This window comes from Janthinobacterium sp. GMG2, assembly GCF_033949445.1.
Classification (GTDB): Bacteria; Pseudomonadota; Gammaproteobacteria; order Burkholderiales; family Burkholderiaceae_D; genus Janthinobacterium; species Janthinobacterium aestuarii.
Genome location: NZ_JAXAWA010000010.1, coordinates 174,069 through 198,359 on the forward strand (window position 1 = coordinate 174,069; position 24,291 = coordinate 198,359).

Annotated in this window: 18 protein-coding genes; all 18 read right to left on the bottom strand. The window is 62.6% G+C overall.

Annotation, left to right across the window (positions count from 1 at the left end; translation table 11 throughout):
• Positions 1-12 precede the first annotated feature (12 nt).
• The 18 genes from SKZ59_RS27600 to SKZ59_RS27685 all read right to left on the bottom strand — a co-directional run bounded on the left by SKZ59_RS27600 (position 13) and on the right by SKZ59_RS27685 (position 24,193).
• Positions 13-648 (bottom strand): phospholipid-binding protein MlaC, encoded by a 636-nt coding sequence (locus tag SKZ59_RS27600; protein ID WP_034753816.1) that lies wholly within the window; start codon positions 646-648, stop codon positions 13-15.
• A gap of 71 nt (positions 649-719) precedes the next feature.
• Positions 720-1,601: a VacJ family lipoprotein gene (locus tag SKZ59_RS27605; protein ID WP_319993538.1), complete on the bottom strand. Its 882-nt coding sequence runs from the start codon at positions 1,599-1,601 to the stop codon at positions 720-722.
• A complete protein-coding gene (gene mlaD, locus SKZ59_RS27610; protein ID WP_034753810.1) occupies positions 1,598-2,068 on the bottom strand; it encodes an outer membrane lipid asymmetry maintenance protein MlaD in 471 nt (156 codons plus the stop codon). Before mlaD ends, SKZ59_RS27605 begins: the two co-directional genes overlap by 4 nt.
• Before the next feature lie 80 nt (positions 2,069-2,148).
• Positions 2,149-2,931, bottom strand: coding sequence for a lipid asymmetry maintenance ABC transporter permease subunit MlaE (gene mlaE / locus SKZ59_RS27615; RefSeq protein WP_034753807.1), 783 nt, complete (start codon positions 2,929-2,931; stop codon positions 2,149-2,151).
• Entirely contained in the window at positions 2,928-3,737 is an 810-nt protein-coding gene (locus SKZ59_RS27620) for an ABC transporter ATP-binding protein (protein WP_034753922.1), read from the bottom strand. The genes mlaE and SKZ59_RS27620 overlap by 4 nt, the downstream gene beginning before the upstream one ends.
• A 259-nt stretch (positions 3,738-3,996) precedes the next feature.
• Positions 3,997-5,460 (bottom strand): glutamate synthase subunit beta, encoded by a 1,464-nt coding sequence (locus tag SKZ59_RS27625; protein ID WP_072457449.1) that lies wholly within the window; start codon positions 5,458-5,460, stop codon positions 3,997-3,999.
• A 79-nt stretch (positions 5,461-5,539) separates the two neighbouring features.
• Positions 5,540-10,240 (bottom strand): glutamate synthase-related protein, encoded by a 4,701-nt coding sequence (locus SKZ59_RS27630; RefSeq protein WP_319993539.1) that lies wholly within the window; start codon positions 10,238-10,240, stop codon positions 5,540-5,542.
• Positions 10,241-10,434: 194 nt separating this feature from the next.
• Entirely contained in the window at positions 10,435-11,142 is a 708-nt protein-coding gene (locus tag SKZ59_RS27635) for a transposase (protein WP_319993540.1), read from the bottom strand.
• Positions 11,143-11,296: 154 nt separating this feature from the next.
• Positions 11,297-11,977: a response regulator transcription factor gene (locus SKZ59_RS27640; RefSeq protein WP_034753797.1), complete on the bottom strand. Its 681-nt coding sequence runs from the start codon at positions 11,975-11,977 to the stop codon at positions 11,297-11,299.
• Between the two features lie 136 nt (positions 11,978-12,113).
• A complete protein-coding gene (locus SKZ59_RS27645; protein ID WP_319993541.1) occupies positions 12,114-13,241 on the bottom strand; it encodes a PAS domain-containing sensor histidine kinase in 1,128 nt (375 codons plus the stop codon).
• Positions 13,242-13,290: 49 nt separating this feature from the next.
• Positions 13,291-16,395: a DEAD/DEAH box helicase gene (locus tag SKZ59_RS27650; protein ID WP_070303719.1), complete on the bottom strand. Its 3,105-nt coding sequence runs from the start codon at positions 16,393-16,395 to the stop codon at positions 13,291-13,293.
• A gap of 207 nt (positions 16,396-16,602) precedes the next feature.
• Positions 16,603-17,091 (bottom strand): YbjN domain-containing protein, encoded by a 489-nt coding sequence (locus SKZ59_RS27655; RefSeq protein ID WP_319993542.1) that lies wholly within the window; start codon positions 17,089-17,091, stop codon positions 16,603-16,605.
• 25 nt (positions 17,092-17,116) lie between these two features.
• Positions 17,117-17,788 carry a hypothetical protein gene (locus SKZ59_RS27660; protein WP_319993543.1) on the bottom strand — a complete coding sequence of 224 codons (672 nt, stop codon included), beginning with the start codon at positions 17,786-17,788 and terminating at the stop codon, positions 17,117-17,119.
• A gap of 6 nt (positions 17,789-17,794) precedes the next feature.
• Positions 17,795-19,528, bottom strand: a complete 1,734-nt coding sequence (locus SKZ59_RS27665; RefSeq protein ID WP_319993544.1) for a putative porin — start codon at positions 19,526-19,528, stop codon at positions 17,795-17,797.
• Positions 19,529-19,566: 38 nt separating this feature from the next.
• Positions 19,567-20,283, bottom strand: a complete 717-nt coding sequence (locus SKZ59_RS27670; RefSeq protein WP_319993545.1) for an energy transducer TonB — start codon at positions 20,281-20,283, stop codon at positions 19,567-19,569.
• Positions 20,284-20,293: 10 nt separating this feature from the next.
• Positions 20,294-20,704, bottom strand: a complete 411-nt coding sequence (locus tag SKZ59_RS27675; RefSeq protein ID WP_034753784.1) for an ExbD/TolR family protein — start codon at positions 20,702-20,704, stop codon at positions 20,294-20,296.
• A 13-nt stretch (positions 20,705-20,717) separates the two neighbouring features.
• Positions 20,718-22,499, bottom strand: coding sequence for a DUF2341 domain-containing protein (locus SKZ59_RS27680; protein ID WP_034753782.1), 1,782 nt, complete (start codon positions 22,497-22,499; stop codon positions 20,718-20,720).
• Positions 22,500-22,555: 56 nt separating this feature from the next.
• Positions 22,556-24,193, bottom strand: coding sequence for a ShlB/FhaC/HecB family hemolysin secretion/activation protein (locus tag SKZ59_RS27685; protein WP_319993546.1), 1,638 nt, complete (start codon positions 24,191-24,193; stop codon positions 22,556-22,558).
• Between the last annotated feature and the right edge of the window lie 98 nt (positions 24,194-24,291).

Here is a 24,291-nt window from a genome sequence, read left to right on the forward strand (position 1 = left end):
TATGATAGCCGATTATTTGGCTTTGGCAGCGGGACGGCTGGCCAGGGCCTTGTTTTTTGCCTGCAAGGTCTTGATCAGGCCATCGATGCCGCCCTTGCTGATCTCGCTGGCAAAGCTGCTTTTGTACGTTTCCACCAGCCACGCGCCCAGCACGTTGATGTCATAGATCTTCCAGCCGGACGGGGTTTTCGCCACGCGGTAGTTCAGGGGCACGGGTTCGCCGCGCGCCACGTTCACTTGCGAACGCACTTCCACTTCCGTGTCGGCCGGGTCGGCGCGCAGCGGCTTGAATTCCACGGTTTCGTTCTTGATCTGCGACAGGGCGCCCGAGTAGGTGTAGATCAGCAAGGTGCGGAATTCCGCGGCCAGCTGCTTTTGCTGGTCAGGCGTGGCGTCGCGCCAGTGGCGGCCGGCGGCCAGCGACGTCATGCGCTGGAAATCCACGTACGGCAGGATCTTGCTTTCCACCAATTCGGTGACGCGCTTGATATCGCCAGCCTGGATGGCCTTGTCGGCCTTGGCCGTGTCGATCACGTCCTGGCTGATGCGTTTGACGAGGACGTCCGGCGCTTCGACAGCGGGGGCGGCCTGGGCGGCGGTGGCAAAGGCGATGGTGGCCATCGCCAGCAGTTGTTTCATCAATTTCATGGTTTTACCTTTCATGGTGTTGCTATGCACCGGCTGGCGTTGATCGCAGCCGTGGTGTTCTTGCGTCCAGTTTACTCCTGCGGCCTGGTCTGGGAAGCAACGGTATTGCTACCAGATGTTACGAGGTCCGCTGGCGCCACATCGGCAGCGGCCGTGACCGCAGGCGCGTCATTGGCAGGCTGCGGTTTTGCCTCGTATTCCGGCTCGTAATCGCTGGTGTCGTTTTTTGGCACTTTGCGGTCGCGGCGGTCCGTATCGCCATCGAACACCTTGCTTTCGCGCGCCTGCAGAAAGCCGTCGCGGATGAACTCATAACGGTCCAGCGCGGCCGCTTCCATCAGGTTGGTCGCGTCGAGCAGCGCGGCGCGCTTGTCAACCACGCGCGTCACCGTGCCGATATTGCGCACATAAGCCGGATCCTTGTAGCGCCATGGGTCGCCCGCGATATCGAGCGGCAGGGCCGCCGTGTCGCGCACGGTCGATGGGCCCAGCAGCGGCAGCATCACGTACGGACCTGACTGGACGCCATACCAGCCCAGGGTCTGGCCAAAGTCTTCGTTATGCTTGGGAATGCCGGCCTGCGAGGCGATGTCGATCAGACCGAAGATACCGAAAGTCGAGTTCATGCTGACGCGCACGACGTCTTGTAAGCCCGCTTCGCCCTTGCCTTGCAGCAAGTTGTTCATGGCGCTCCACACATCGGACAAGTTGCCGAAGAAGTTGCCCACGCCCGTTTGCACGAACGATGGCGTGACCTTCTTGTAGGCCGTGGCGACCGGCTTCAGGGCGACCTGGTCAACCGTGTCGTTGAACTTGAACATGGCGCGGTTATACCCTTCCAGCGGGTCGCGCGGATTGGTGCCGGTGGCGCAAGCGCTCACGCTGGCGGCGATGGCCAGGGCCAGGCCGATACGCGCCAGGCTGCCTTGGGATTGTTTGGTCGACTCGCTCATTTGCTGTCCTTTCCTTCCGCTGCCTTGCTGTAGATGAACTGATTGATCAGATCTTCCAGCACTGTGGCCGATTGAGTACGGGCGATCTTGTCGCCCTCTGCCAGGTTCGCCAGATCGCCGCCTGCTTCCAGGCCGATATATTGCTCACCCAGCAAACCGGCCGTCAAAATCTTGGCCGAGCTGTCTTTCGGAAATTTGTAGCCATCTTCGATGTCGAGTTTCACCAGCGCCTGGTAGGTCTTGTCGTCAAAGACGATTTCAGAGACCCGGCCCACCACCACGCCAGCGCCCTTGACGGGCGCCTGCGGCTTGAGGCCGCCAATATTGTCGAACTTGGCACTAATGGTATACGTCTTGCTGAAAGACAGCGAGCTCATATTGCCGGCCTTGAGCGCCAGAAACATCAATGCCGCCACACCGAGCAAGACGAACAAGCCGACCCAGACATCCAAAGATTTACGTTGCATAAACAATCCTAAATAATTTTTACTTGCCGCCACCTGCGCAGAACACTGCCCAGGCCGATAATTTTGTCGCCTATCGGCAATTACTTGCTAAACATCAAAGCCGTCATCATGAAATCGAGCCACCACACCATCAACGACGAAATGACCACCGTGCGCGTGGTGGCGCCGGACACGTCTTCCGGCGTCGGCTGTGCCTGGTAGCCCTGGAACAGCGCGATGAAGGTCACCGCAATGCCGAACACCAGGCTCTTGATGGTGCCGTTGCCCACTTCTTTCCAGACATCCACGCCGCCTTGCATCTGCGACCAGAACGAACCTTCATCGACGCCGATCAGCACCACGCCGACCAGGTAGCTGCCGATGATGCCGACGGCCGTGAAGATCGCGCCCAGGATCGGCATGGCGATCACGCCGGCCCAGAAACGGGGCGCCAGCACGCGCTGGATCGGGTTGACGGCCATCATTTCCATGGCCGACAGTTGTTCGCCCGCCTTCATCAGGCCGATTTCCGCCGTCAGCGACGTGCCGGCGCGGCCAGCGAACAGCAGCGCCGTCACGACAGGACCCAGTTCGCGCGTCAGGGACAGTGCCACCAGCAAGCCCAGCGACTGCTCGGCGCCATACGTGGTCAAGGTGTAATAGCCTTGCAAACCCAGCACCATGCCGACGAACAGGCCGGAAACGGCGGTAATCACCAGCGAGCGGTTACCGATAAAAAACAGTTGCTCAATCACCAGGCGCGGACGGCGCCACAGGCCGCCCGACGAGGCGATGATGATGAAAAACGACCGCACGGCAAAGCCGAGGTCTTGTACCGAACGACGCAACCACGCTCCGATCGCCGCCAGGAAACGCGCGATCATCGGCCGCCCCCCGCCTGCAGACCCAGGTCGTCGGCCAGCGACTTGCCCGGATAATGGAACGGGACGGGGCCATCGGCCTCGGCATTGACGAACTGCTTGACGTATGGATGCGTCGACACGGCCATCTCGGCCGGCGTGCCGTGCGCCACGATCTTGCCCGATGACAGAAAATAGACGTAATCAGCGATGGCGAAACACTCCTTCACATCGTGCGATACCAGGATAGACGTGGAGCCCAGCGCATCGTTCAGATTGCGGATCAAATTGGCCGTCACGCCCATGGAAATCGGGTCCAGGCCGGCGAACGGCTCGTCGTACATGATCAGTTCGGGGTCGAGCGCGATGGCGCGCGCCAGCGCGACGCGGCGGCCCATGCCGCCCGAGATCTCGGCCGGCTTCAATTGCGCCGCATTGCGCAGTCCCACGGCGTGCAGCTTCATCAGCACCAGAGTGCGGATCAGCTCTTCATTCAAGTCCGTGTGTTCGCGCAGCGGGAACGCCACATTCTCGAACGCCGTCAAGTCCGTAAACAGCGCGCCGTGCTGGAACAGCATGCCCATCTTGCGGCGCAGCTGGTATAACTCGTCGGTGCCCAGCGTATGCACGATCTGGCCGTCCACATTCACGGAACCGGAACTGGGGCGCAACTGCCCGCCGATCAGACGCAGTACGGTCGTCTTGCCACTGCCGGAGCCACCCATGACGGCCACAACTTTTCCACGTGGGAAATCCATTTGAAGGCCCGATAAAATCGAACGTTCTCCATAGGCAAAGTGTAAATCACGGATCTCAACAAGATTTGGCACGACGAAGCTCACTATTTTAATGGCGTATTGTAGTGCAGAAACGCCAACCTCTGCTGAGACACCCCTGCTTACAGCCCGGGACAGGGGAAGAATACAACACTAATGAATCGAAAGTCAGATATTGTAGTGGAAATTCAGCCGCCACATCGCGTCCCTGCCCGATGACGTTCACGCCTGTTGACTTGACCAGTAAAAATAACAAAAGCCACGTCGCGATCCGCGCCGTGGCCCTGGCAAAAAACGAACAATTGCTCGTTTTTTAGCGTGGCAGCAGCGATGCCCCCATCAGGAACTCATCGACGGCGCGCGCGCACTGGCGCCCTTCGCGGATGGCCCACACCACCAGCGACTGGCCACGGCGCATGTCGCCGGCCGCAAAGACTTTCGGCACCGAGGTCTGGTAACAGCCGGCGCCATCCGTTGTCGCCTTGACATTGCCGCGCGCATCCGTATCGACGCCGAATGCTTCCAGCACTTGTTGTACAGGTGAAACAAAACCCATGGCAAGGAAGACCAGGTCGGCCTTCATCTCGAATTCCGAGTTCGGCACTTCGCTCATCTTGCCGTCTTTCCACTCGACTCGGCAGGCGATCAGCTTTTCCACCTTGCCGCCCTTGCCTTCGAAACGCTTGGTGGCCACGGCCCAGTCGCGCTCGCAGCCTTCCTCGTGCGAGGACGAGGTACGCAGCTTGGTCGGCCAGTACGGCCAGACGAGCGGCTTGTTTTCCTGTTCCGGCGGCTGCGGCATCAGTTCGAACTGGGCCACCGAGGCGGCGCCATGGCGGTTCGACGTGCCGACGCAGTCGGACCCCGTGTCGCCGCCGCCGATCACCACCACGTGCTTGCCCGTCGCCTTGATCTGGTCCTTGAGCTTGTCGCCCGCGTTGACCTTGTTTTGCAGCGGCAGGAAATCCATGGCGAAATGCACGCCTTTCAGTTCGCGGCCCGGTACGGGCAAGTCGCGCGGCTGCTCGGCGCCGCCGGCCATGATGACGGCGTCAAATTCTTTTTCCAGGTCTTCGGGGAAAATGGTTTCCTTGGCCCAGTTATTCACGTGGGCAGGGAAATCCTTGCCCACCAGCACGCTGGTACGGAAGACCACGCCTTCGGCTTCCATCTGTTTCACGCGCAGGTCGATGTGCGATTTTTCCATCTTGAAGTCGGGGATGCCGTAACGCAGCAAGCCACCGACCCGGTCGCTCTTTTCAAACACGGTGACGGCATGGCCGGCGCGCGCCAGCTGCTGCGCGGCCGCCAGGCCGGCAGGGCCGGAACCGACGATGGCCACTTTCTTGCCCGTGCTGAATCCCGCCGGCTGCGGCGTAACCCAGCCGTGCTCCCAGCCCATGTCGATGATTTTATGCTCGATCGACTTGATGCCGACCGGGTCTTCGTGGATGCCCAGGGTACAGGCCGATTCGCACGGCGCCGGGCAGATGCGGCCCGTAAATTCCGGGAAGTTATTCGTCGAATGCAAGACGTCGAGCGCTTCGCGATAGTTACCGCGGTACACGAGGTCATTCCAGTCGGGAATGATGTTATTCACGGGGCAGCCCGTGGTGCAGAAGGGAATGCCGCAATCCATGCAGCGCGCGCCCTGCACCGTCGCTTGCGCGTCCGACAGGTGCAGCACGAATTCCTTGTAGTTCTTCAGGCGCGCGGCAGGCTCCAGATAGTGTTCGTCCTGGCGCTTGAATTCCATGAAGCCGGTAATTTTACCCACGATAGTTCCTTTGTATTTGGCTGGCGGGGAGCGGCCGGGCCGCTCCCTGGTCATTCATTTGGCAATGAGCTTGGCTGGCTCAGGCGGCGACGGCTTGGACTTCCATGGCGGCGTCGGCTGCCATTTCAATCAGCGCGCGCTTGTATTCGTTCGGGAAGACTTTCACGAACTTGCCGCGCGCCGCAGCCCAGTCGTCGAGCAAGACGCGGGCGCGGGTGCTGCCTGTGTGCTTGAAATGACGCTCGATCAGGCGCTTGAGGATCACCTCGTCCGCTTCCGGCACACCATCGCGGTGCTGCGTATGCCAGGCATCGCGGTCGACATGCTGTTCCGCTGCCGACACGACCTTGTCCAGGCCGACCATGGCCGTGTTGCACTTGCTGGCAAAGTCGCCGGCCGGGTCATACACATAGGCGATGCCGCCCGACATGCCGGCCGCAAAGTTGCGTCCCGTGTTGCCCAGGACCACCACCGTGCCGCCCGTCATGTATTCGCAGCCATGGTCACCCAGGCCCTCGACCACCGTGGTGGCGCCCGAGTTGCGCACGGCAAAGCGTTCGCCTGCCACGCCATTGAAGAACGCTTCGCCGGCGATGGCGCCGTACAGCACCGTGTTGCCGATGATGATGTTGTCCACGGCCCAGCCGCGGAACTCGGTATTGGGCCGCACGATGATGCGCCCGCCCGACAAGCCCTTGCCCACGTAATCGTTGCCTTCACCCACCAGGTCGATCGTGATGCCGTGCGCCAGGAAGGCGCAGGCCGACTGACCCGCCGTGCCTTGCAACTGGATATGGATGGTGTCATCCGGCAAGCCGGCATGGCCGTATTTCTTCGCCACTTCGCCGGACAGCATGGTGCCCACCGTGCGGTTCAGGTTGCGTACGGGCGAGATGAACGAGACGCGCTCGCCCTTTTCCAGCGCCGCGCGCGCTTGCGCGATCAGCTTGTGATCGAGCGCCTTTTCCAGCGCATGGTCCTGGAACTCCACGTGGCGGCAAGCTTGGCCATCCGGTGTTTCCGGCTTGTGGAAGATGGCCGAGAAGTCCAGGCCCTGCGCCTTCCAGTGCGAAATCGCCTTCGATTTATCGAGCAGATCGACACGGCCGATCAGTTCGTCATACGTACGGATGCCCAGCTGCGCCATCAATTGACGGGCTTCTTCGGCAACGAAGAAGAAGTAATTGACGACATACTCGGGCTTGCCCGAGAACTTGGCGCGCAGCACCGGATCTTGCGTGGCCACGCCCACCGGGCAGGTATTCAAGTGGCATTTGCGCATCATGATGCAGCCTTCGACCACCAGCGGCGCCGTGGCGAAACCGATCTCGTCGGCGCCCAGCAGGGCGGCGATGACCACGTCGCGGCCCGTCTTCATCTGGCCGTCGGCCTGTACGCGGATGCGGCTGCGCAAGCCGTTCAAGACCAGCGTTTGTTGCGTTTCAGCCAGACCCAGCTCCCATGGCGTGCCCGCATGTTTCACGGACGACAGTGGCGACGCGCCCGTGCCGCCATCATGGCCGGCAACGACCACATGGTCGGCTTTCGCCTTGGTGACGCCGGCAGCGACCGTGCCGATACCCACTTCCGACACCAGCTTCACGGAAATCGAGGCGCGCGGATTGGCGTTCTTCAAGTCATGGATCAGCTGCGCCAGATCTTCGATCGAATAGATGTCATGGTGCGGCGGCGGCGAAATCAGGCCCACGCCCGGCACGGAGAAGCGCAGGCTGGCGATGTATTCCGATACTTTATGGCCTGGCAACTGACCGCCTTCGCCCGGTTTCGCGCCCTGCGCCATCTTGATCTGGATCTGGTCGGCCGAGTTCAGGTAGGCGGCCGTGACGCCGAAACGTCCCGACGCCACCTGCTTGATGCGCGAGCGCATGGAATCGCCTTCCTGCAGCGGAATGTCGACGACGATCTGCTCGGCGCCCACGATGGACGCCATGGTGTCGCCCTGGCGGATCGGGATGCCCTTCAATTCCTGCGTGTAGCGGTTCGGATCTTCGCCGCCCTCGCCCGTGTTCGACTTGCCGCCGATACGGTTCATGGCGACCGCAAGCGTTGCGTGCGCTTCCGTGCTGATCGAACCGAGCGACATGGCGCCCGTGGCGAAGCGCTTGACGATTTCCTTGGCCGGTTCCACTTCATCGAGCGGGATGGCCTTGGTCGGGTCCAGCTTGAACTCGAACAGGCCGCGCAGGGTCAGGTGGCGACGGCTCTGGTCGTTGATGATTTGCGCGTACTCTTTATAGCTGGAGAAATTGTTGCTGCGCGTGGAATGCTGCAGCTTGGCAATCGCATCCGGCGTCCACATATGGTCTTCGCCGCGCACGCGGAATGCGTATTCGCCACCCGCGTCGAGCTTGTCGGACAGCACGGGATCGTTGCCGAAGGCCAGCGCGTGCAGGCGCAGCGCTTCTTCCGCCACTTCAAACACGCCGATGCCTTCCACGTTCGAGGCCGTGCCCTTGAAGTATTTATCCACCAGCGACTTGTTCAAGCCGATGGCTTCGAAGATTTGCGCGCCGCAATAGGACATGTAGGTCGAAATACCCATCTTCGACATGACCTTCATCAAACCCTTGCCGACAGCCTTGGTGTAGTTATAGATGGCTTTGTCGCCCGACAAATCGCCCGGCAAGCCATGCGCCATATCGGCCAGGGTTTCCATGGCCAGGTACGGATGGACGGCTTCCGCGCCATAGCCAGCGAGCAAGGCGAAGTGGTGCGTTTCGCGGGCCGAGCCCGTTTCCACGACGAGGCCGGTGGAGGCGCGCAAGCCCTTGCTCACCAGGTGCTGGTGCACGGTGGACGTGGCCAAGAGCGCAGGGATCGCCACCTGGTCGGCGCAAATGGCGCGGTCCGAGACGATCAGGATGTTGTGGCCGGATTTCACGGCGTCGACGGCTTCCGCGCACAGCGAGGCCAGGCATGCTTCCACGCCTTCCTTGCCCCAGGCCAGCGGGTAGCAGATGTCCAGTTCGTACGACTTGAACTTGCCGCCCGTGTGGGCGCTGATGTTGCGCAGACGGGCCATGTCGTCAAAGCCCAGCACGGGCTGCGCCACTTCCAGGCGCATCGGCGGGTTGACGTTGTTCGTATCGAGCAAGTTCGGTTTCGGGCCGATGAAGGATACGAGCGACATCACCATCGCTTCGCGGATCGGGTCGATCGGCGGGTTTGTCACTTGCGCAAACAGCTGCTTGAAGTAGTTATACAAAGGCTTCAATTTGTTCGACATGACGGCCAGCGGCGAGTCATTGCCCATCGAGCCCGTCGCCTCTTCGCCGGCCACGGCCATCGGCGCCATGAGGAATTTCAAATCTTCCTGCGTATAGCCGAACGCCTGCTGGCGGTCGAGCAAGGACGGCTGGGCTTTTTCGCCCTGCGCGCGGTCCTGTTTCGCTTGGCCTTCGGCCAGCTTGATCTCGTCGAGCTTGATGCGCACGGAGTTGATCCACGCTTTATAGGGCTTGGCGTTGGCGTAGGTGTTTTTCAATTCCTGGTCGTCGATGATGCGGCCCGCTTCCAGGTCGATCAGGAACATTTTGCCAGGCTGCAAGCGCCATTTCTGGATGATTTTCGACTCGGGAATCGGCAGCACGCCCGATTCCGACGCCATCACCACGAGGTCGTCATCCGTGACGATGTAGCGGGCTGGACGCAAGCCGTTGCGGTCCAGGGTGCCGCCGATGTGGCGGCCGTCCGTAAACGCCATGGCGGCCGGGCCGTCCCACGGTTCCATCATGGCGGCGTGGTATTCATAGAAGGCGCGGCGGTTGTCATCCATCGTCGTGTGGTTTTCCCACGCTTCCGGAATCATCATCATCATCGCCTGGGCGATCGGATAGCCGGCCATCAGCAGCAGCTCGAGCGCATTGTCGAAACACGCCGTGTCGGACTGGCCTTCATAGATCAGGGGGAACAGCTTTTGCAGGTCGTCGCCCAGTACGGCCGACTTCATGACGCCTTCGCGCGCGCGCATCCAGTTGAAGTTGCCTTTGACCGTGTTGATCTCGCCATTGTGGGCGATCAGGCGGTACGGGTGGGCCAGCGGCCATTCGGGGAAGGTATTCGTCGAGAAACGCTGATGCACGAGGGCCAGGGCCGAGATGCAACGCGCGTCCTGCAAGTCCTTGTAGTACACGCCCACCTGGTCAGCCAGCAGCAAGCCTTTATAGACGATGGTGCGCGCCGACATTGACGGCACGAAGAATTCCTTGCCGTGCAGCAGTTTCAAGGCCTGGATGGCGTGGCCCGACGATTTGCGGATCACATACAGTTTGCGCTCGAGCGCGTCGGTGACCATGATGTCCGGGCCGCGGCCGATGAAGATCTGGCGGATGACGGGTTCCTTGGCGCGCACGGTAGGCGACATCGGCATGTCCGTATCGATGGGCACGTTACGCCAGCCCAGTACGACTTGCCCCTCGATACGCACGGCGCGTTCGATTTCCTGTTCGCAAGCGATGCGCGATGCGTGTTCCTTCGGCAGGAAGACCATGCCCACGCCGTATTCGCCAGGCGGCGGCAATTCCACGCCCTGCTTGGCCATTTCTTCGCGGTAGTACTGGTCGGGAATCTGGATCAGGATGCCGGCACCATCGCCCATCAGCGCATCGGCGCCCACGGCGCCCCGGTGATCGAGGTTTTTCAGTATCAGCAAACCCTGTTCGACGATCGAATGGGTCTTGTTGCCCTTGATATGGGCGACGAAACCGACGCCGCAGGCATCGTGTTCATTGGCTGGGTCGTACAGGCCTTGCGCTTTCATGGGCTTCTCCGCTGCATATGACTATCGAAAAACTAGAGTAGTGCAACGCAACAAAAAACTCAACCAGAACAATTAGGGTCGGAGTCGAATTAAATCTGATTTTGTCGCCCTGAAAATTTAATAGGGACATAGTCGAGGTGATTTCAATAAAACGTCAGAAAGGAGTCATTTTTTGTTTTAAATGCGAATGGTTTTCAATTGGCATCCGCTTCGGCCACGATTTTTCGGGGACGGCCGCGCTTGGCAGGCAGCACTTGCCGCTGCATTTTCTGCTCCAGCGCCTGCTTGAAAGCGTCGGACCCGAGCGGCCAGCCCTTCAATACAGCCTGTTCCAGGGTTTTGACCTGGCTGCTACCGAGGCCTTGCTCGAACAGGCGCAGATACGCCGCCTCGCGGTCGAACGGCGTGTTGCCCAGCGCCCAGTACAGCGCGTGGTCGGTGATGACGGGATCGGGCCGCACGCCGGCATGGTGGGCATAGCTCGACCACGCATGGTCGAGGGCATGTGCCACCAGCCCCGTTTGCACGGGCACGCATTCGAGGTAGCGGCAGCAAGTGAGGAAGAAATTGTCGGGATCGATGACGGAAGTTTTGTAGCGTCCCTGCCACAATGCCCCTACACGGTCGTATTTTTGGTTGAAATAGGGCACGTAATAGCGTCCCAGCCACTGCATCAGCTGCCCCAGACCCGTCGCATCGCTGGGCGTGGCCAGTAAATGTAGCTGATCAGGCAATAAAACGTAGGCCTGGATGGCCACCTTGAACATTTTCGCGCCTGTTTTCAGCCAGGAGAGGAATTGCGCGTAGTCTGCCGCGTCCTGGAACACGGGCTGGCGGTTGCTGCCGCGCTGGATCACGTAATGGGGCAGTGCTGGAATGATGAGGCGGGGCAAACGGGCCATGGCAAGAGTCGGTAAATAAAGGCTAAGGCCTTGATTTTACACACTTGTACGCACAAGGCGTGACTCTGACCCTGTTTTATTTGACATGCTGAAAAAAACGGCTGACTCTGTCCCTTTTATGCCGCCACCTCGTGCGGGCGGCTGGCATCGGGTGTCAGGACAGATTAAAACTGGCCGACAGGCTGTAGCCCTCGCCATACGCGCTGCGCAGCGGCAAGTCCTGGCCCAGGCCCGTCTTGGCCTTCTTGCGCAGGCGGTACACGAGCATGTCGACCCGGCGGCCCGCGTCGGGATCTTCGCCGCCCATGCCGGCCACGATGACGTCTCGCGGCACGGGGCGGGTATTGATGGTCAACAGGTGCAGGAAGTTGAATTCCTTTTCCGTCAGAGCGATAACGGCGCCCATCAGCTCAAGTTGGCGAGCGCTTACTTTCAAGGTCCACTTGCCCGGCTCGGGCACGGGGTCTTGCGGACCGACGCGGCGGTCGAGCGCCTCGATGTGGGCGGCCAGTTCGGGGAATTTGATCGGCTTGGTCAGATAGTGGTCGGCACCCAGGCGCAAGCCCAGAATGCGGCTGTCGAAGGCGACGCGCCCCGTCAGCACCAGCACGCCGATTTGCGGATACAGCTGGCGCATGCGGGGGATGACGTTGAAGCCATCCTCATCGGGCAAGCCCAAGTCCAGCACGACCACGCCAACATTGCCATGGCTCAACGCCGTCCACATCCCGCCAGCGGAGCTGGTGATATGAACTTCGTGTTCGAGCTCAACGAGAAACTCCGCCATGTCTTCGGCGTAGTCCAGATTGTCTTCGACGATCAGTATTTTCGTCATTGCAACGCCATTCTTCCGTTAGTGAGCTACCGTGGGCAAACCATGCCATTCACTTCTACACCATGATGGACGGCACAATAGGTTTACGTCAAGGAATTATCACGGTTGCCTTCAGCGGAAGCAACTTTTTTCTAGTCTAGCCAGGAAGCGGCAGCCAAATCCGGAAAAGTGCCCCGCCTTCGGGCAGATTATGCCCCTGCAAACTCCCGCCATGCACGTCGACGACGGCGCGCGCCATGTACAGGCCCAGGCCCGCGCCCGGATGCGTCGCATGGCTTCCGCGGCTTCCTTTGTCGAACAGCTGCGCCAGTTCTTCTTCTCGCAAGCCAGATCCCGCATCGCGCACGCACAGCGCCACGCCGCCTTCGGGCACCAGCCTGGCCGACAAGGTGATGGCGCTGCCCGGCGGGCTGAACTTGACGGCGTTATCCAGCAAGATTTTCAGGCACAGGGCCATGCCGGGCACGTCGCAGCGCAGCCGGGCCGGCAAGTCTTCGTCGAGTTCCAGCTGCACCGGGTGGCTGGCAGGCACGGTGGCGGCCGCCTGCTGCAGCAAGGCCAGCGGCGCGATGCCGTCGGCGGCCCGCTCGCGGCCGATGGCCGCCATGCGTTCGGGCGACAGATAGTCGTCGATCATGGCCAGCAGGCGGTCGACGGCCGTCTGGATTTTTACGTAGCGCTTGCGCGTGGCCTCGTCGGCATCTTTCGATGTCGAGACGAGGCGCTGGATGGCGCCGTCGATGGTGGCCAGCGGCGTACGGAATTCATGCGACAGCATCGAGGCGAAGCGCTTTTGCTCCTTTTCCCGTTCCGCTTCCTGCGCCTGGAGCTCGCTGACGTCGCGCACCGTGCCCGCCAAGGTCACGCCCTTCCCTGCCGCTGCGGGCACGATGGTCGAACTGATTTCCAGCGCCAGCAGGTGGCCGTCGGCGTGCGGCAATTCCACTTCGCGCAGCAGGGTCAAACGGCTGGTGTCGCCATCGCGCCAGCGCTGCAGACGGGCCGGCACATCGGCCGCCAAACGCGCCGCATGCTCGCGCAAGGCAGGCATGTCATGGCCCGTCAGGCGCTGCGCGGCGGGGCTGATGTAGAGCAATTCCAGGGTAGTGGCGTCGAGCAGGAAGGCCGCGTCGCGCCCGTGCTCGGCCAGCAGGCGGAACTGCGCTTCGCCCGCCCGCGCGCGCAGCAGGGCGCGGCGCAACTGGACGAAACGCAGCGCCATGAGGATGGCGCCGGCAAGCAGCAGTAAGAAAATGGGCAGCATGCGTTATACCTGGCAAGAAAGAATCGCCAAGTATAAGCGTGCGGCAGCGTTAATCTTCCAGCGGGGCGAAAATCTGCTGCAAGTCTTCCTGCGTGAGGGCCATCTTCTGCGATTCGCCTTCGGCCAGGATCGATTGCGCCAGTTCCGATTTCTTTTGCTGCAGCAGCTGGATTTTCTCTTCCAGCGTGCCCTTCGCGATCAGCTTGTAGACGAACACGGGCTTGTCCTGGCCGATGCGCCAGGCGCGGTCCGTGGCCTGGTTTTCCGCCGCCGGGTTCCACCACGGGTCGTAGTGGATCACCGTGTCGGCCGCCGTCAGGTTCAAGCCCACGCCGCCCGCTTTCAGGCTGATCAGGAAAATCGGCACGGCGCCCTGCTGGAAGGCCGCCACTTGCGCGCCCCGGTCCTTCGTTTCGCCCGTCAACAGCGCGTACGGGATGTCGCGCGACTCGAGTTCTTCCTCGATCAATTCCAGCATGCTGGTAAATTGCGAGAACACAAGAATCTTGCGCCCTTCGTCGAGCAAGTCTTCCACCATCTGCATCAGGTCGAGCAGCTTGGCCGAGCCGGCCGACTGCTTCTTCGCCGGCAACGATTTCACCAAACGCGGGTCGCAGCACACCTGCCGCAATTTCAGCAGCGCTTCGAGGATGACGATCTGGCTGCGCGCCACGCCCTTCTTGTCGATTTCTTCACGTACCTTTTGATCCATCGCAAGACGCACGGTTTCATACAGGTCGCGCTGCGGCCCCGTCAATTCCACCTTGCGCACCATTTCCGTCTTCGGCGGCAGTTCCTTGGCGACATTGTCCTTCGTGCGGCGCAGCAAGAAGGGTTTGATGCGGCGGTTCAGCAGCATGCGGCGCAGCGGGTCGTCCTGGCGCTCGATCGGGTGGCGGAACTGCGTGTTGAACGTCTTCTCGTCGCCCAGCAAGCCCGGCAGCAGGAAGTGGAATTGCGACCACAGTTCGCCCAGATGGTTTTCCAGCGGCGTGCCGGACAAGCACAGGCGGTGGCGCGCGCGCAGCAGGCCCGCGCTTTGCGCCGCCTTGCTGCGCGTATTCTTGATGTAGTGCGATTCGTCGAGGATGACCAGGTGGAAATCGTGCTCGCGCAAGGTTTCCTCGTCGCGCGGCAACAGCGCATAGGTCGTCAGCACCAGATCGCATTGATCGATCTGGTCGAACTGCTGGGCACGGTCTTTGCCTTGCAGCAGCAGCACTTTCAGGGAAGGCGCGAACTTGGCCGCCTCGTCCTGCCAGTTGCCCATCAAACTCGTCGGCGCAATCACCAGGGCCGGATGCGTGAGACGGCCCGCTTCCTTTTCCACCAGGATATGCGCCAGCGTTTGCACGGTTTTACCTAAGCCCATGTCATCGGCCAGGATGCCCGCCAGGTCATGGTCGCGCAGGAATTGCATCCATGCCAGGCCATCGGCCTGGTAGTCGCGCAAGGTCGCCTGCAGGCCGGCTGGTGCCGCCACTTTTTGCACGGAACCGAACTGGCTCAGCTTGCGGCCCATGGCGCGCAGCTGCTCGCCGCCCGTCCATTGCATCTCCAGGCCCCGTGCCAGCTCTTCCAGGCGCGCCGCGTCCAAGGTCGACATGCGCACGGCATGTTTGATCTTGTCGCTGAAATACAGTTCGCCCAAGGTGTTCAAGATGGGGCGCACGCGGCCCCACGGCAGGGCCACGCGCGTGCCGTCCGGCAAGGTTGCCAGCATCTGGTCGTCGTCCGCGTGCGCTTCGATAACTTTCGGATTGAAATCGTTGGGCGCGTTGCGGATCAGCTGTACCAGCACGGGCAGCAGAGGAACTCTTTCGTGGTTGACGACGATGCCCAGTTCCAGCTCGAACCAGGCGTTGCCGCTGTCCGGGTCCTGGTCGTCGATTTCCGCGTACCAGTCGCCCACGTCGCTCACGTCGTAGCGGTACTTGGCCGTCTTTTCCACGATCCAGCCCTGCTCCAGCAAGGCGTCGATGCCGGACTCGGCAAAACGCAGCCATTCCGCCTGGGACGGCAGTTGCAAGGCGCCCTTCAAGCCGCTCAAGGGGGCCGAGCCCGGCTTCTTGAATTGCAGCTCGGCCAGGGTGGCCAGCGCGCGCGCTTCGTCGACCGTGTTTCTCTGGATGATTTCCGTCACGTCGCCCACTTGCCGCACCACGCGCTGCGATGGGTCGAACGAGACGCGCTCGCCATCGTAGTCGTAGGACAGCACGGCGAAATCGCTCCAGCGCTGGATGCTGCCATCGGCCAGCATGGCGCTATCGAGCAGCAAGACCGGTTGCGCCGGCACGTCCTTGCGCAAGCGCTGCGGCAACGGCTGCGGCAGCGGCATCAAATGCTGCAAGCCTTGCGCCAGCAACAGTTGCGACACCCGTACCTTGTCGTTCGCGTTCAACGGCGGCGCCTGCGCCACCAGCGCCTGCAAGTCGGCCAGGGAAATGTCGGAGCCGCCCTGGTTCAGTTCCAGCACGCCGCACGACAGATTGTCGATGTACCACGGCGGATCGGTCGGCAGCATGTAGTCGATCTGGTCGGCGCCATGGTGCTTCGCGCCTTCCGGCGGGTCCACTTGCCAGCCCAGGCGCATGGTCTTGCCCTCGTCGCGCCAGAACAGGCGCGCGGGACGCACGGGACCTTCCTTCAACGGGTACACGAGGCCATTGCCGACATCGGCCCAGGAATTGGCCCACAACAATTTATCCTGCTCGGCCAGCATTTTCAGCAGGGCCGCGCCCACCTTGCCCTTCGGCTCCGTGGCGCTGCCCGTCTGCGAATTCTGTCCGCTGCGCATGGCCACGAAGAAACGCACGAGGTCTTCGTCGGCCGGCGTCAAAAACGTGGGGGGCGCCGACAGCAGCGAGAAGATTTCGCTGATGGGCGACGCCGCCGCCACGTCGCCGTTCGGCCGCAGCCGCGCCTTGTACAGGCACAGGGCCACGTGGCGGCCACCGCTGGTGGGCGCCAGCACGTAGATCAATCGGTGCTGGTTGAGTTTGGGATCAGGCTCGGCAATCGTCAGCACGGCCTTCGGATGGGCGGCAGCCTCCACCCGCTGCAGCCAGGTGGCGACGGCATACGGCAAAGGCGCTCCCGGCGCGCTGGCCGGGGCAACTGGGGTTTCACTGGTTTCGTCGCGGGTAAAATCCATGGGGCGCATTTTTGTGTAAAGGTCGTATCCAAATCGGCAACAGGCAATATTATCCGCCATACAGCCGTTGCTGGCTTGATTCACACACGCTCTTTGAGCAGTTTTAATGCGCGATGCCTAAAAAATAAGTATTTAATACGACACTTGAGACCCGCAGACGGCAAAAATGGCCCGTCGCGGGCCATTTTTCCTCCACTGGACGGCTTATCAGGCCGGCACAGTTTCTTCTTCTGCCACGCTGGCGGCCTCGACTACCGGTGCGGTGCTCGTATCGGCCGGCGTAAAGTTGCGTAAAAACAAGAAGAACTGGCCCATCATCTGCGTCCACAGTTGCAGATTGATATTCAGGTACTCCGTGCTGACGCCGCCGGCGACCAGCACATCCATCTCCAGCACGACGAAATCGCCATGCTGGGCCACGCGGGCGAAACGCTTGCTGCGGTGCCATTCGGCCAGCAAGCCGGCCGGCAAGTCGCCGCCTTGCACGCGCAGCGGGCAGCTCAGGGTCAGATCCGCATACTGGCCAGGCGCGGCTTCATTGCCCCACAGCACCTGGAAGCCGATGCCATGGCTGGCGCTGTGCAGGCGCACGACGCCGTCGTGTTCGATGCTGGTCACGGCGCAGCCGGCCGCCTTGATGGCGTCGGCCGTTTGTTCCGCATTCAGGGTGGTCAGCAAGTTGTTGGTGTTTTCCATCGTCATTCCATTCATTTCAAAAAAATTATTGGGGGGCCGGCGTTTCTGTTTGGCGTGCATCAAAGCGGCCCTGGTACAGCTGGTCGCCGTACTGCTGCGCGATTTGCTCGAGTTTCACCCTGCTTTGCGCGGCGAACGGCTGGCGCGCCTTCATAACGTCCAGCACGCCGAGACCTTCATACGCTTGCAGGATGTCCTGCCCGGCCGCATACAGCTGGGCATTCTTGCTTTCGCAGCGCGCCAAGGCACCGCGCTGGGCCGTCACTTCGCCGTCCAGGCGCGCACGCTCCGCTTCCAGCCGCTTGCCCGTGGCAGTCCATTGCTCGCTGGCCTGGCGGTACTGCGCCAGGCTGGCGGCCGCCTCTTGCGCGGCGGCCGTGCTGCGCTGTTGCTGCTCGCCCAGCTTTTCCCGCTGCGCGCGCTCGTGCGCCAGTTGCGACTGGCTGCGCGCCAGCTCCTTTTTCAAGCCATCGCTGGCGGGCGCGGCCGCAGCGGGCGCCGCCTTGGCGACAGGGGCACCCTTGGCTTTGAGCAATTCCAGCTCGCCGCGCGTCTGCTGCAATTGCGCCGTCACGTTACGCAACTCGGCGCGCAAGCGCTCTTCCATGCTTTGCCCCTTCTGCGCCTGGGCCGTGCCGGCGGCCAGCAAGCTCAGCAGCAATAAAGGCAGGCGCATTTTGTTGGATATCAACATCATGGCTCCTTAAAAACGCGCGTTCAATTCGATTTGCAAGGTGTCGATCGACAGTGCCGAACCGAACACTTCGCGGCTCGACGTCCAGCGGCCGTTCAGCCACGTATTCTTGTCGAGCGCATACGCGCCGCCCAGGTAGTAGCCGCGCGCATTCGTGCCGCCCAGGTGGAAAGTGGAATCGTTGTAGGCGTCAGGCAAGGCATCCGGTTCGATGCGCTTGTAGCCAAGCAAGACGTTCCAGTCGCCGCGCGCAGCCGGGCTGGCCTTGCCCAGGGTCGCTTGCAGCATGTAGGCATTGCCGCCGCTCTTGAAATCGGCTTGCGAGACGCCGCCTGTGCCGCCGAAGTTGTTCATGATGCCGCCCTTGGCGCGCGCCCACATTTCGTTCTTGTCGTAAGCCATGTTGCGCACATAATCGCCTTCGATGCGCAAGTCCGTGCCGCCCGCGACCTTGCTATCCCAGCGCGCATTCAGGTTGGCCAGGCGGAACTTCGACGCCAGGCCCACGAATTGCGGCTGCGGCGTATTGGCCGGGTCCAGCGGGTTCAAGGCGATATTGCGCAGCAACATCAAGCTATTGCCCTTTTGCATGCTCGATGGACGCGACCAGTCCGTGCTGCAGCCATCGGCGCCCGCGTACAGCGCGCACGGCTGCGAGTACTCTCCACTGATGTTGCGGAAGTTGTAGTAGGCCAAGGCGCCACGCAGCTGATGGTCGCTATTGATCTTCCACGACGCGCCCACTTGTGCGCCCAGCAGCCACTTGTTTTCGCTGGCCATTTTTGCCTGGCTGCGGCTAGGCGCATTGTCGGACGAATACTCGAGCGGAATCAGGCCCAGGGTGCCGAAAACGGTAACGTCCTTGCTCTCGCCGACCGGTTGCTGCACCTTGGCAGCGATGCCGTCGAAATTGAGTTCGCTGGAAAACAGTTCGTCGCCAGACACGAATGGATTGTCGAAGCGGCCCGCCGTCAGTTTCAGCCAGGAAGCGGGTTGGTAGGACAACCAGGCCTGGTCCAGCCAGATGTTTTTCTTGCCCAGGCCGCCACCGAGGGTTTGCGTGGTGGACACGGGGCTGTCGTCGTTGCCGCTGGCCAGGCGGATGCCCGCTTGCGTGGTCTCGGAAATGTCGGCCAGGATACCCAGGCGGGCACGCGCGCGCAGCAAGTGCTTGCGGTCTTCGCGCGTGTTCAGCAACGCCGGCAGGGCCAGGTTGGTGTTCGAATTGACGTCGTAGCCGCTGCCGCTGTTGAGCGAGCGCCAGTCGATCTCGATATTGCTGTTGGCCATGTCGTAGTAGCGCGATTCGTAGCGCGCGCGTACGTCGCCTTCCAGGCGGATGCGCTTGGTCCAGGCCGGTGTTTCATTCGGCGCCGCCCAGCCGCCCGCTTTTGCCTCGGCCATGACCTGGCCCTTGATTTCGTCGCGGATCTGCTCGCGCACGGTTTGCGAAATATACGGCACGCGCACGTCGCCCGGCTGCACCTGCGCCAAGGCGGCCGGCGCGGCGGCCGGACGGGCCTGCGCTTGTGCCAGCGCTTCGCTCTGCGCCTGCGCCAGCAGCGCTTCGCCGGCATCCTTGTTCAGGGCGCCGCTCTGGATCAGGCCGCGGATCAGCTTGACCATGGTGCTGTCGGCCGGTGCTTGCGCTTGTACCGCGCCCGCCGCCATGCTCAGGGCCAAGGCGGCCAGCGCCAGCGGAAGGCGGCGCATGCGCTGTGAGGGAGAGAATAAGGAATTCATTGTTTCTTTCGGAAAAAATTAATATGAATTTGGGGACGCTATGGCCGGCGGCCCTTAATGGAAACGCGGGCCGGGAACCGCAGGGATGCAGGTGGCCGCTCATCGGCGCGGAAGTCGCGCACCATGGCCAGCACTTGTTCATCCGTCTGCGCATTGCCCGTGCCTTGCACCAGCTGCACTTTCGTCGTCTTGCCTTCCGCATCGAGCCACAGGTCGACGCGGATATCGCTAAACGCCAGCTGGCGCGTGCGCGGGTCGCGGGCAAAGGCCAGCTGCAGCGCGTTGGCTACATAGCGGCCATACGATCCCGCGCCGAGTCCGCCGCCACCGCCGCCGCCCGTCATGCCGCCGCCGCGTCCGGCCTGGATGCCGAAAGCGTCGCTGCCAGCCTGCGCCGCGCCATCGATCGTGACGGGGTCGCCCTTGTCCGGCGACGGGCTTTCCGGCGCGTCATCCATGGGCTTGTCGGCCGGCGTCGGTTCCGGCTCCGACACTTCCGGCACCACCTTGTCCGGTGTCGGTTCCGGCAGTTTTTCCGGTTCCGGCGGCGGTGGCGGCGGAGGGGGCAGCATCAGCATCGGCGGGGCCGCCACTTCGCGCTTGGTGGCGGCCGTGTCCGACAGCAAATACCAGACCAGCGCGGCCAGCGCGCCGGCCAGCAGCACGCCGCCGGCCACGCCGCCCCAGCGGCGCCACCACTGCGCCGCACCCGACGATTCCGGGGCGGCCATCTTCATCATGTCGTCACGCTTCACCTTGCGCTCCTCATGCCGGCTTGCCGGTCACCAGGCCCACCTGGTTCAGGTCGATGCGGCGCAGCAAATCGAGCACTTCGACCACTTTCGCGTACTGCACGGCGGCATCGCCGCGCACGATCACGGGGAAGTCGGGCGTCAGGGCCTTTTCCGTGCGCAAGCGCTCTTCCAGCTCGGGCAGGGTGACGGGATAGGCGTCGAGAAAGACCTGGCCCGCGTTATCGATGGTGATGGCCTTGGTCTTCGGTTTTTCCAGCGCCATGGCCGAGCTGGCCTTGGGCAGGTCGACCTTGATGCCGGGAATGCTGGCGTTGCTGGTCAAGATGAAGATCACCAGCACCACCAGCAGCACGTCGACGAAGGGCGTGATGTTGATGCCGCCGCTACGCTTGCGGGGGGTAAACTTGGCGGAGGTGGCCATGGTTATGCGCCCCTCACGCCTGCTGCAGCACGGGACGCATCTGGCGTCCGTCGCCCTGCTCTTCGGCCAGGCGCGTGGCGAACTCGTCGACGAAGACGGCCATATCGGCAACGATGGCGTCCGAACGCGAGGACAGCCAGTTGTAGCCGAACAGCGCGGGAATCGCCACGCCCAGGCCGGCGGCCGTACACAGCAGCGCTGCCGCCATGCCCGGCGCCACCGAGTTGATGTCCACGGCGCCCGCCATGGCCGCCACGACGAACACCAGCATGATGCCGATCACGGTGCCGAACAGGCCGACATACGGTGCGCCTTCGATGGTGGTCGACAGCCAGATCATGCGTTTGGACATGCGTTCGCTTTCGCGCACCATCACGCCATCCATGGCGGCGCGGATAGCGCCAATCGTTGCGTTCGAGACGGCGTTCAGGTCGTAGCCGCGGTCGTGGCGGCGGCGCATCTCGTCGATGGCCACGTCATACAGACGCCACAGCGAGGAATCGGCCTTCACGGAAGCGCTGAGCTTGCCGTTGCGCGACAAGTGGTCGAGCGGCGCGCCGGCCGCTTCGTGGAACGATTGCATGAATTGCGCATTGGCGCGCGAGATGGCGCCATAGCTGCGGCCCTTGCCGATCATGATGATCCACGACAAGACCATCATCAGGCCCAGCACGCCGACGACGATCCAGGCGTCGAGCGGCATGGCGGCGATGATGAAACCGAAATGGCTTTTACCCGCTTGCTGTTCATCGGCGCCAAACACGGCCAGGCGCGATTCGGAACCTTGCGAGACGGCGTCGGCCAGCAGCAGGGCGTCGGGACGGGCCGTGCGCGACAGGCGCAGCTCGTCGATGGCGCCCGTGAAGTTGGCCAGGGTGGCGGTACCGGAAGCGACCGGCGGCGCATCGGCGCCCACCGAAGCGGCAGTGGCGAAGGCTGGCAGCGCGGTGGCCAGCGACACGGCCGGACGGCCGCCCACGTACAGGGCCACGTTGGCTTTGTCGGCCTTGACGGCCAGGTGCGACCATTGCGCGGCCTGGATCGGCTGGCCCGGCTTGCTGCGCTGGCCATTCACCTGCACGAAGGGCACGCCCTGGTCTATGCCGATCAGCAATTCATTGGCGCCATCGCGGCGCGCATACAGCACTTGCTGCGCGCCCAGGCTGTCGGGACGCACCCAGGCGGAAAACGTGAACGGCGCACCGGCGGCCAGCGCCAGCGATGGCGAGGCGGGCAGCATCAACGGCATGGAGCCCAGGCGGGCGCCGGCGCCGATGACGGAACCGTCGAGCGCCGGCACGGCCGTCTGCGCATGGTTGCCATAGGCGGTGCTGTCGCGCGAGGGCACGCCAGGCTCGGTGAAGTGGTACACGAGGCTGTAGTCGGGATCAAAAGTACGCTGGCCATTGCCGGAAGCGGGCGCCTTTGGATTGCCGTAGTACATCCACAGTTGCTGCGGCGTACCGGCCGTCAGGGCCGGCACGTCGACCCAGATCAGGGCGATGCCCAAGAGCGGATTGAATTGCTCGATCTGGTGGTTCAGCACCGTTTTATCGTCGCCCGCCACGAAGCGCAGGTCGGCGCCGTTGTCGCTGACGCCTTCGAAGTTGAAGTTACCCGAATGCAAGCGCAGCAGCACGGGAATGCGGCCGGGATCGCCGCCCACGGCGCCCGCCTTCGGGCCGGCGTCGATGGTGACGGGTTTGCGGTAAGCCCAGTCGGGCTGCCACCAGGCATGCGCCAGGCCGGGAACAAGCGTGCCCAGGATCGTGAGCAGGAAAAAAAGACGTTGCATGACAGTGATTCTCCGAAGAAAAGTCTAAAAAAGTGCGGTGCTGGTGAGCTGGCCCGTCAGTAGCTGGCCGACAGGTTGAAATTGATGCGGCGCACGTGCTTGTGCGTGCGCGGGCCATCGCGCAGCGGGTAGGCGAAATCGATGCGGCCATTCAGGTAGCGCAGGAACTGGAAGCTGCTGCCCACGCCCACCGAAGCCAGACCGAACAGGTCTTTCTGTTCCGGCAGCGGGTCGCGCAGACGCAGGCGCGCGCCATCGGCAAAGGCAAACAGACGCCAGTTTTCCAGGCGGCTGAAATACGTCAGCTGGGGCGTGCGCCATTCGACGGTGCCCGAGACGCCGTAGTCGCCCGTCGCTTCGGCCGACAGGTAGCCGCGCACGGAATTGGCGCCGCCGGCGGCCATCTGCTCGCCCGACACGAGCGCCGCGTCAGCCAGCTGGCCCGCCAGCTTGCCGTACAGCTGCGCGCCGCTGCCCAGGGTAGTGGTGGCGTTGGCGTCGCCCTTCAGCACGAGAAAGCTGGGCGAAGCCTTGTAGCGTTTGTTGTCGTAGGCGGCGCTGTTGCTGCCATAGCCGAACGCGGCGCGCGTGCCTGCCACCAGCGACAGGCCCAGGCCGTACGTCGCCGTCTCCGTCTGCGCAAAGCCGTTGTAGGCCACGCTGAGCGGCACATACTTCAGGGGAACACTGGAGCCGGCGCCATTCAGCTGCAACGCTTCCTGGTTATCCTTGAAATCGATGCCGCCGCTAAAGCTGTGCCACCAGATGCCGCTGTTGGGTACCGTGTAATTGAGCTTCATGCCCAGCGCATGGCCCTTGCCCAGCACGCTGGTGCCGCCCGTGCTGGCCACGTTGCTGTTCGACTGGTAGCCGGTCGCTTCCACGCTCCAGCCCTGCGTGCCGATGGGCGCCACGTACGAGGCCGACCACACCTTGGTCTGGTTCAAGTCGCCCGGCGTGCCGAAAAAGCTGACGGTGGCGCTATGCCCCATCTGCCACAGGTTGTCGTGGCCGAGCGAGATGCTGCTGCGCAGCTTCTTGGTATCGGCGCTGTAATCGTTGTTCAAGCCGACGCTGGCGCGCCACGGGCTGCTGTCCTCGACTTTCAAGTCCACGTCCATGGTGCCGGGCAGACTGCCCTGCTTGACCAAGGGCATCACTTGGCGCTTGGGACCGCGGTTCAAGGCCGTCAACTCCACTTGCGCCTGGGTAAAGTCGGGTACCTTGCCTTCCGTCAGGGCCGGCACTTGCTGGCGCACGTCGAGCGGCGAGTTGTATTGCGCGCCGACCACGCGCAAGCGTCCCACCTTTGTTTCGCTCACCTGCAGCACCACCACGCCCTGCTCCACCTGTTGCTCGGGCAAGTCCACGTAGACTGACTGATAGCCCCTGGCTTGATATGCAGCAACGAGGGCGTCGCGCGCCCCTTCCACGTCCTTCAGGGTGCGGCCCGGCCCCAGGAAGGGCGTGACCGCTTCTTCGATGGCACGCGCGTCGAGCACGGTATTGCCGCGCACCAGGTATTCCTCGATCGTCACCTGCCGTTCCGGCGCGGCCACGGGGGCGGCTGCCGGCACAGCGTCCTGCGCGCGCGCCATGCCAGGCAGCGCCAGCATGGCCAGGCACAGCATCGTCAAGGCCCTTGCAGGCGCCGCTGGCGGCACGCCCCTGCCCTTGGTTATCATTTCACGCATCTTCCATTCACCTTAAAATCAAACGGTTGCCCTGTGTTGCGGCGCTGGGCCGGCGTTTTTTCTGTTAATGCTGATCTACTGATGCCTAGACAGCCGCC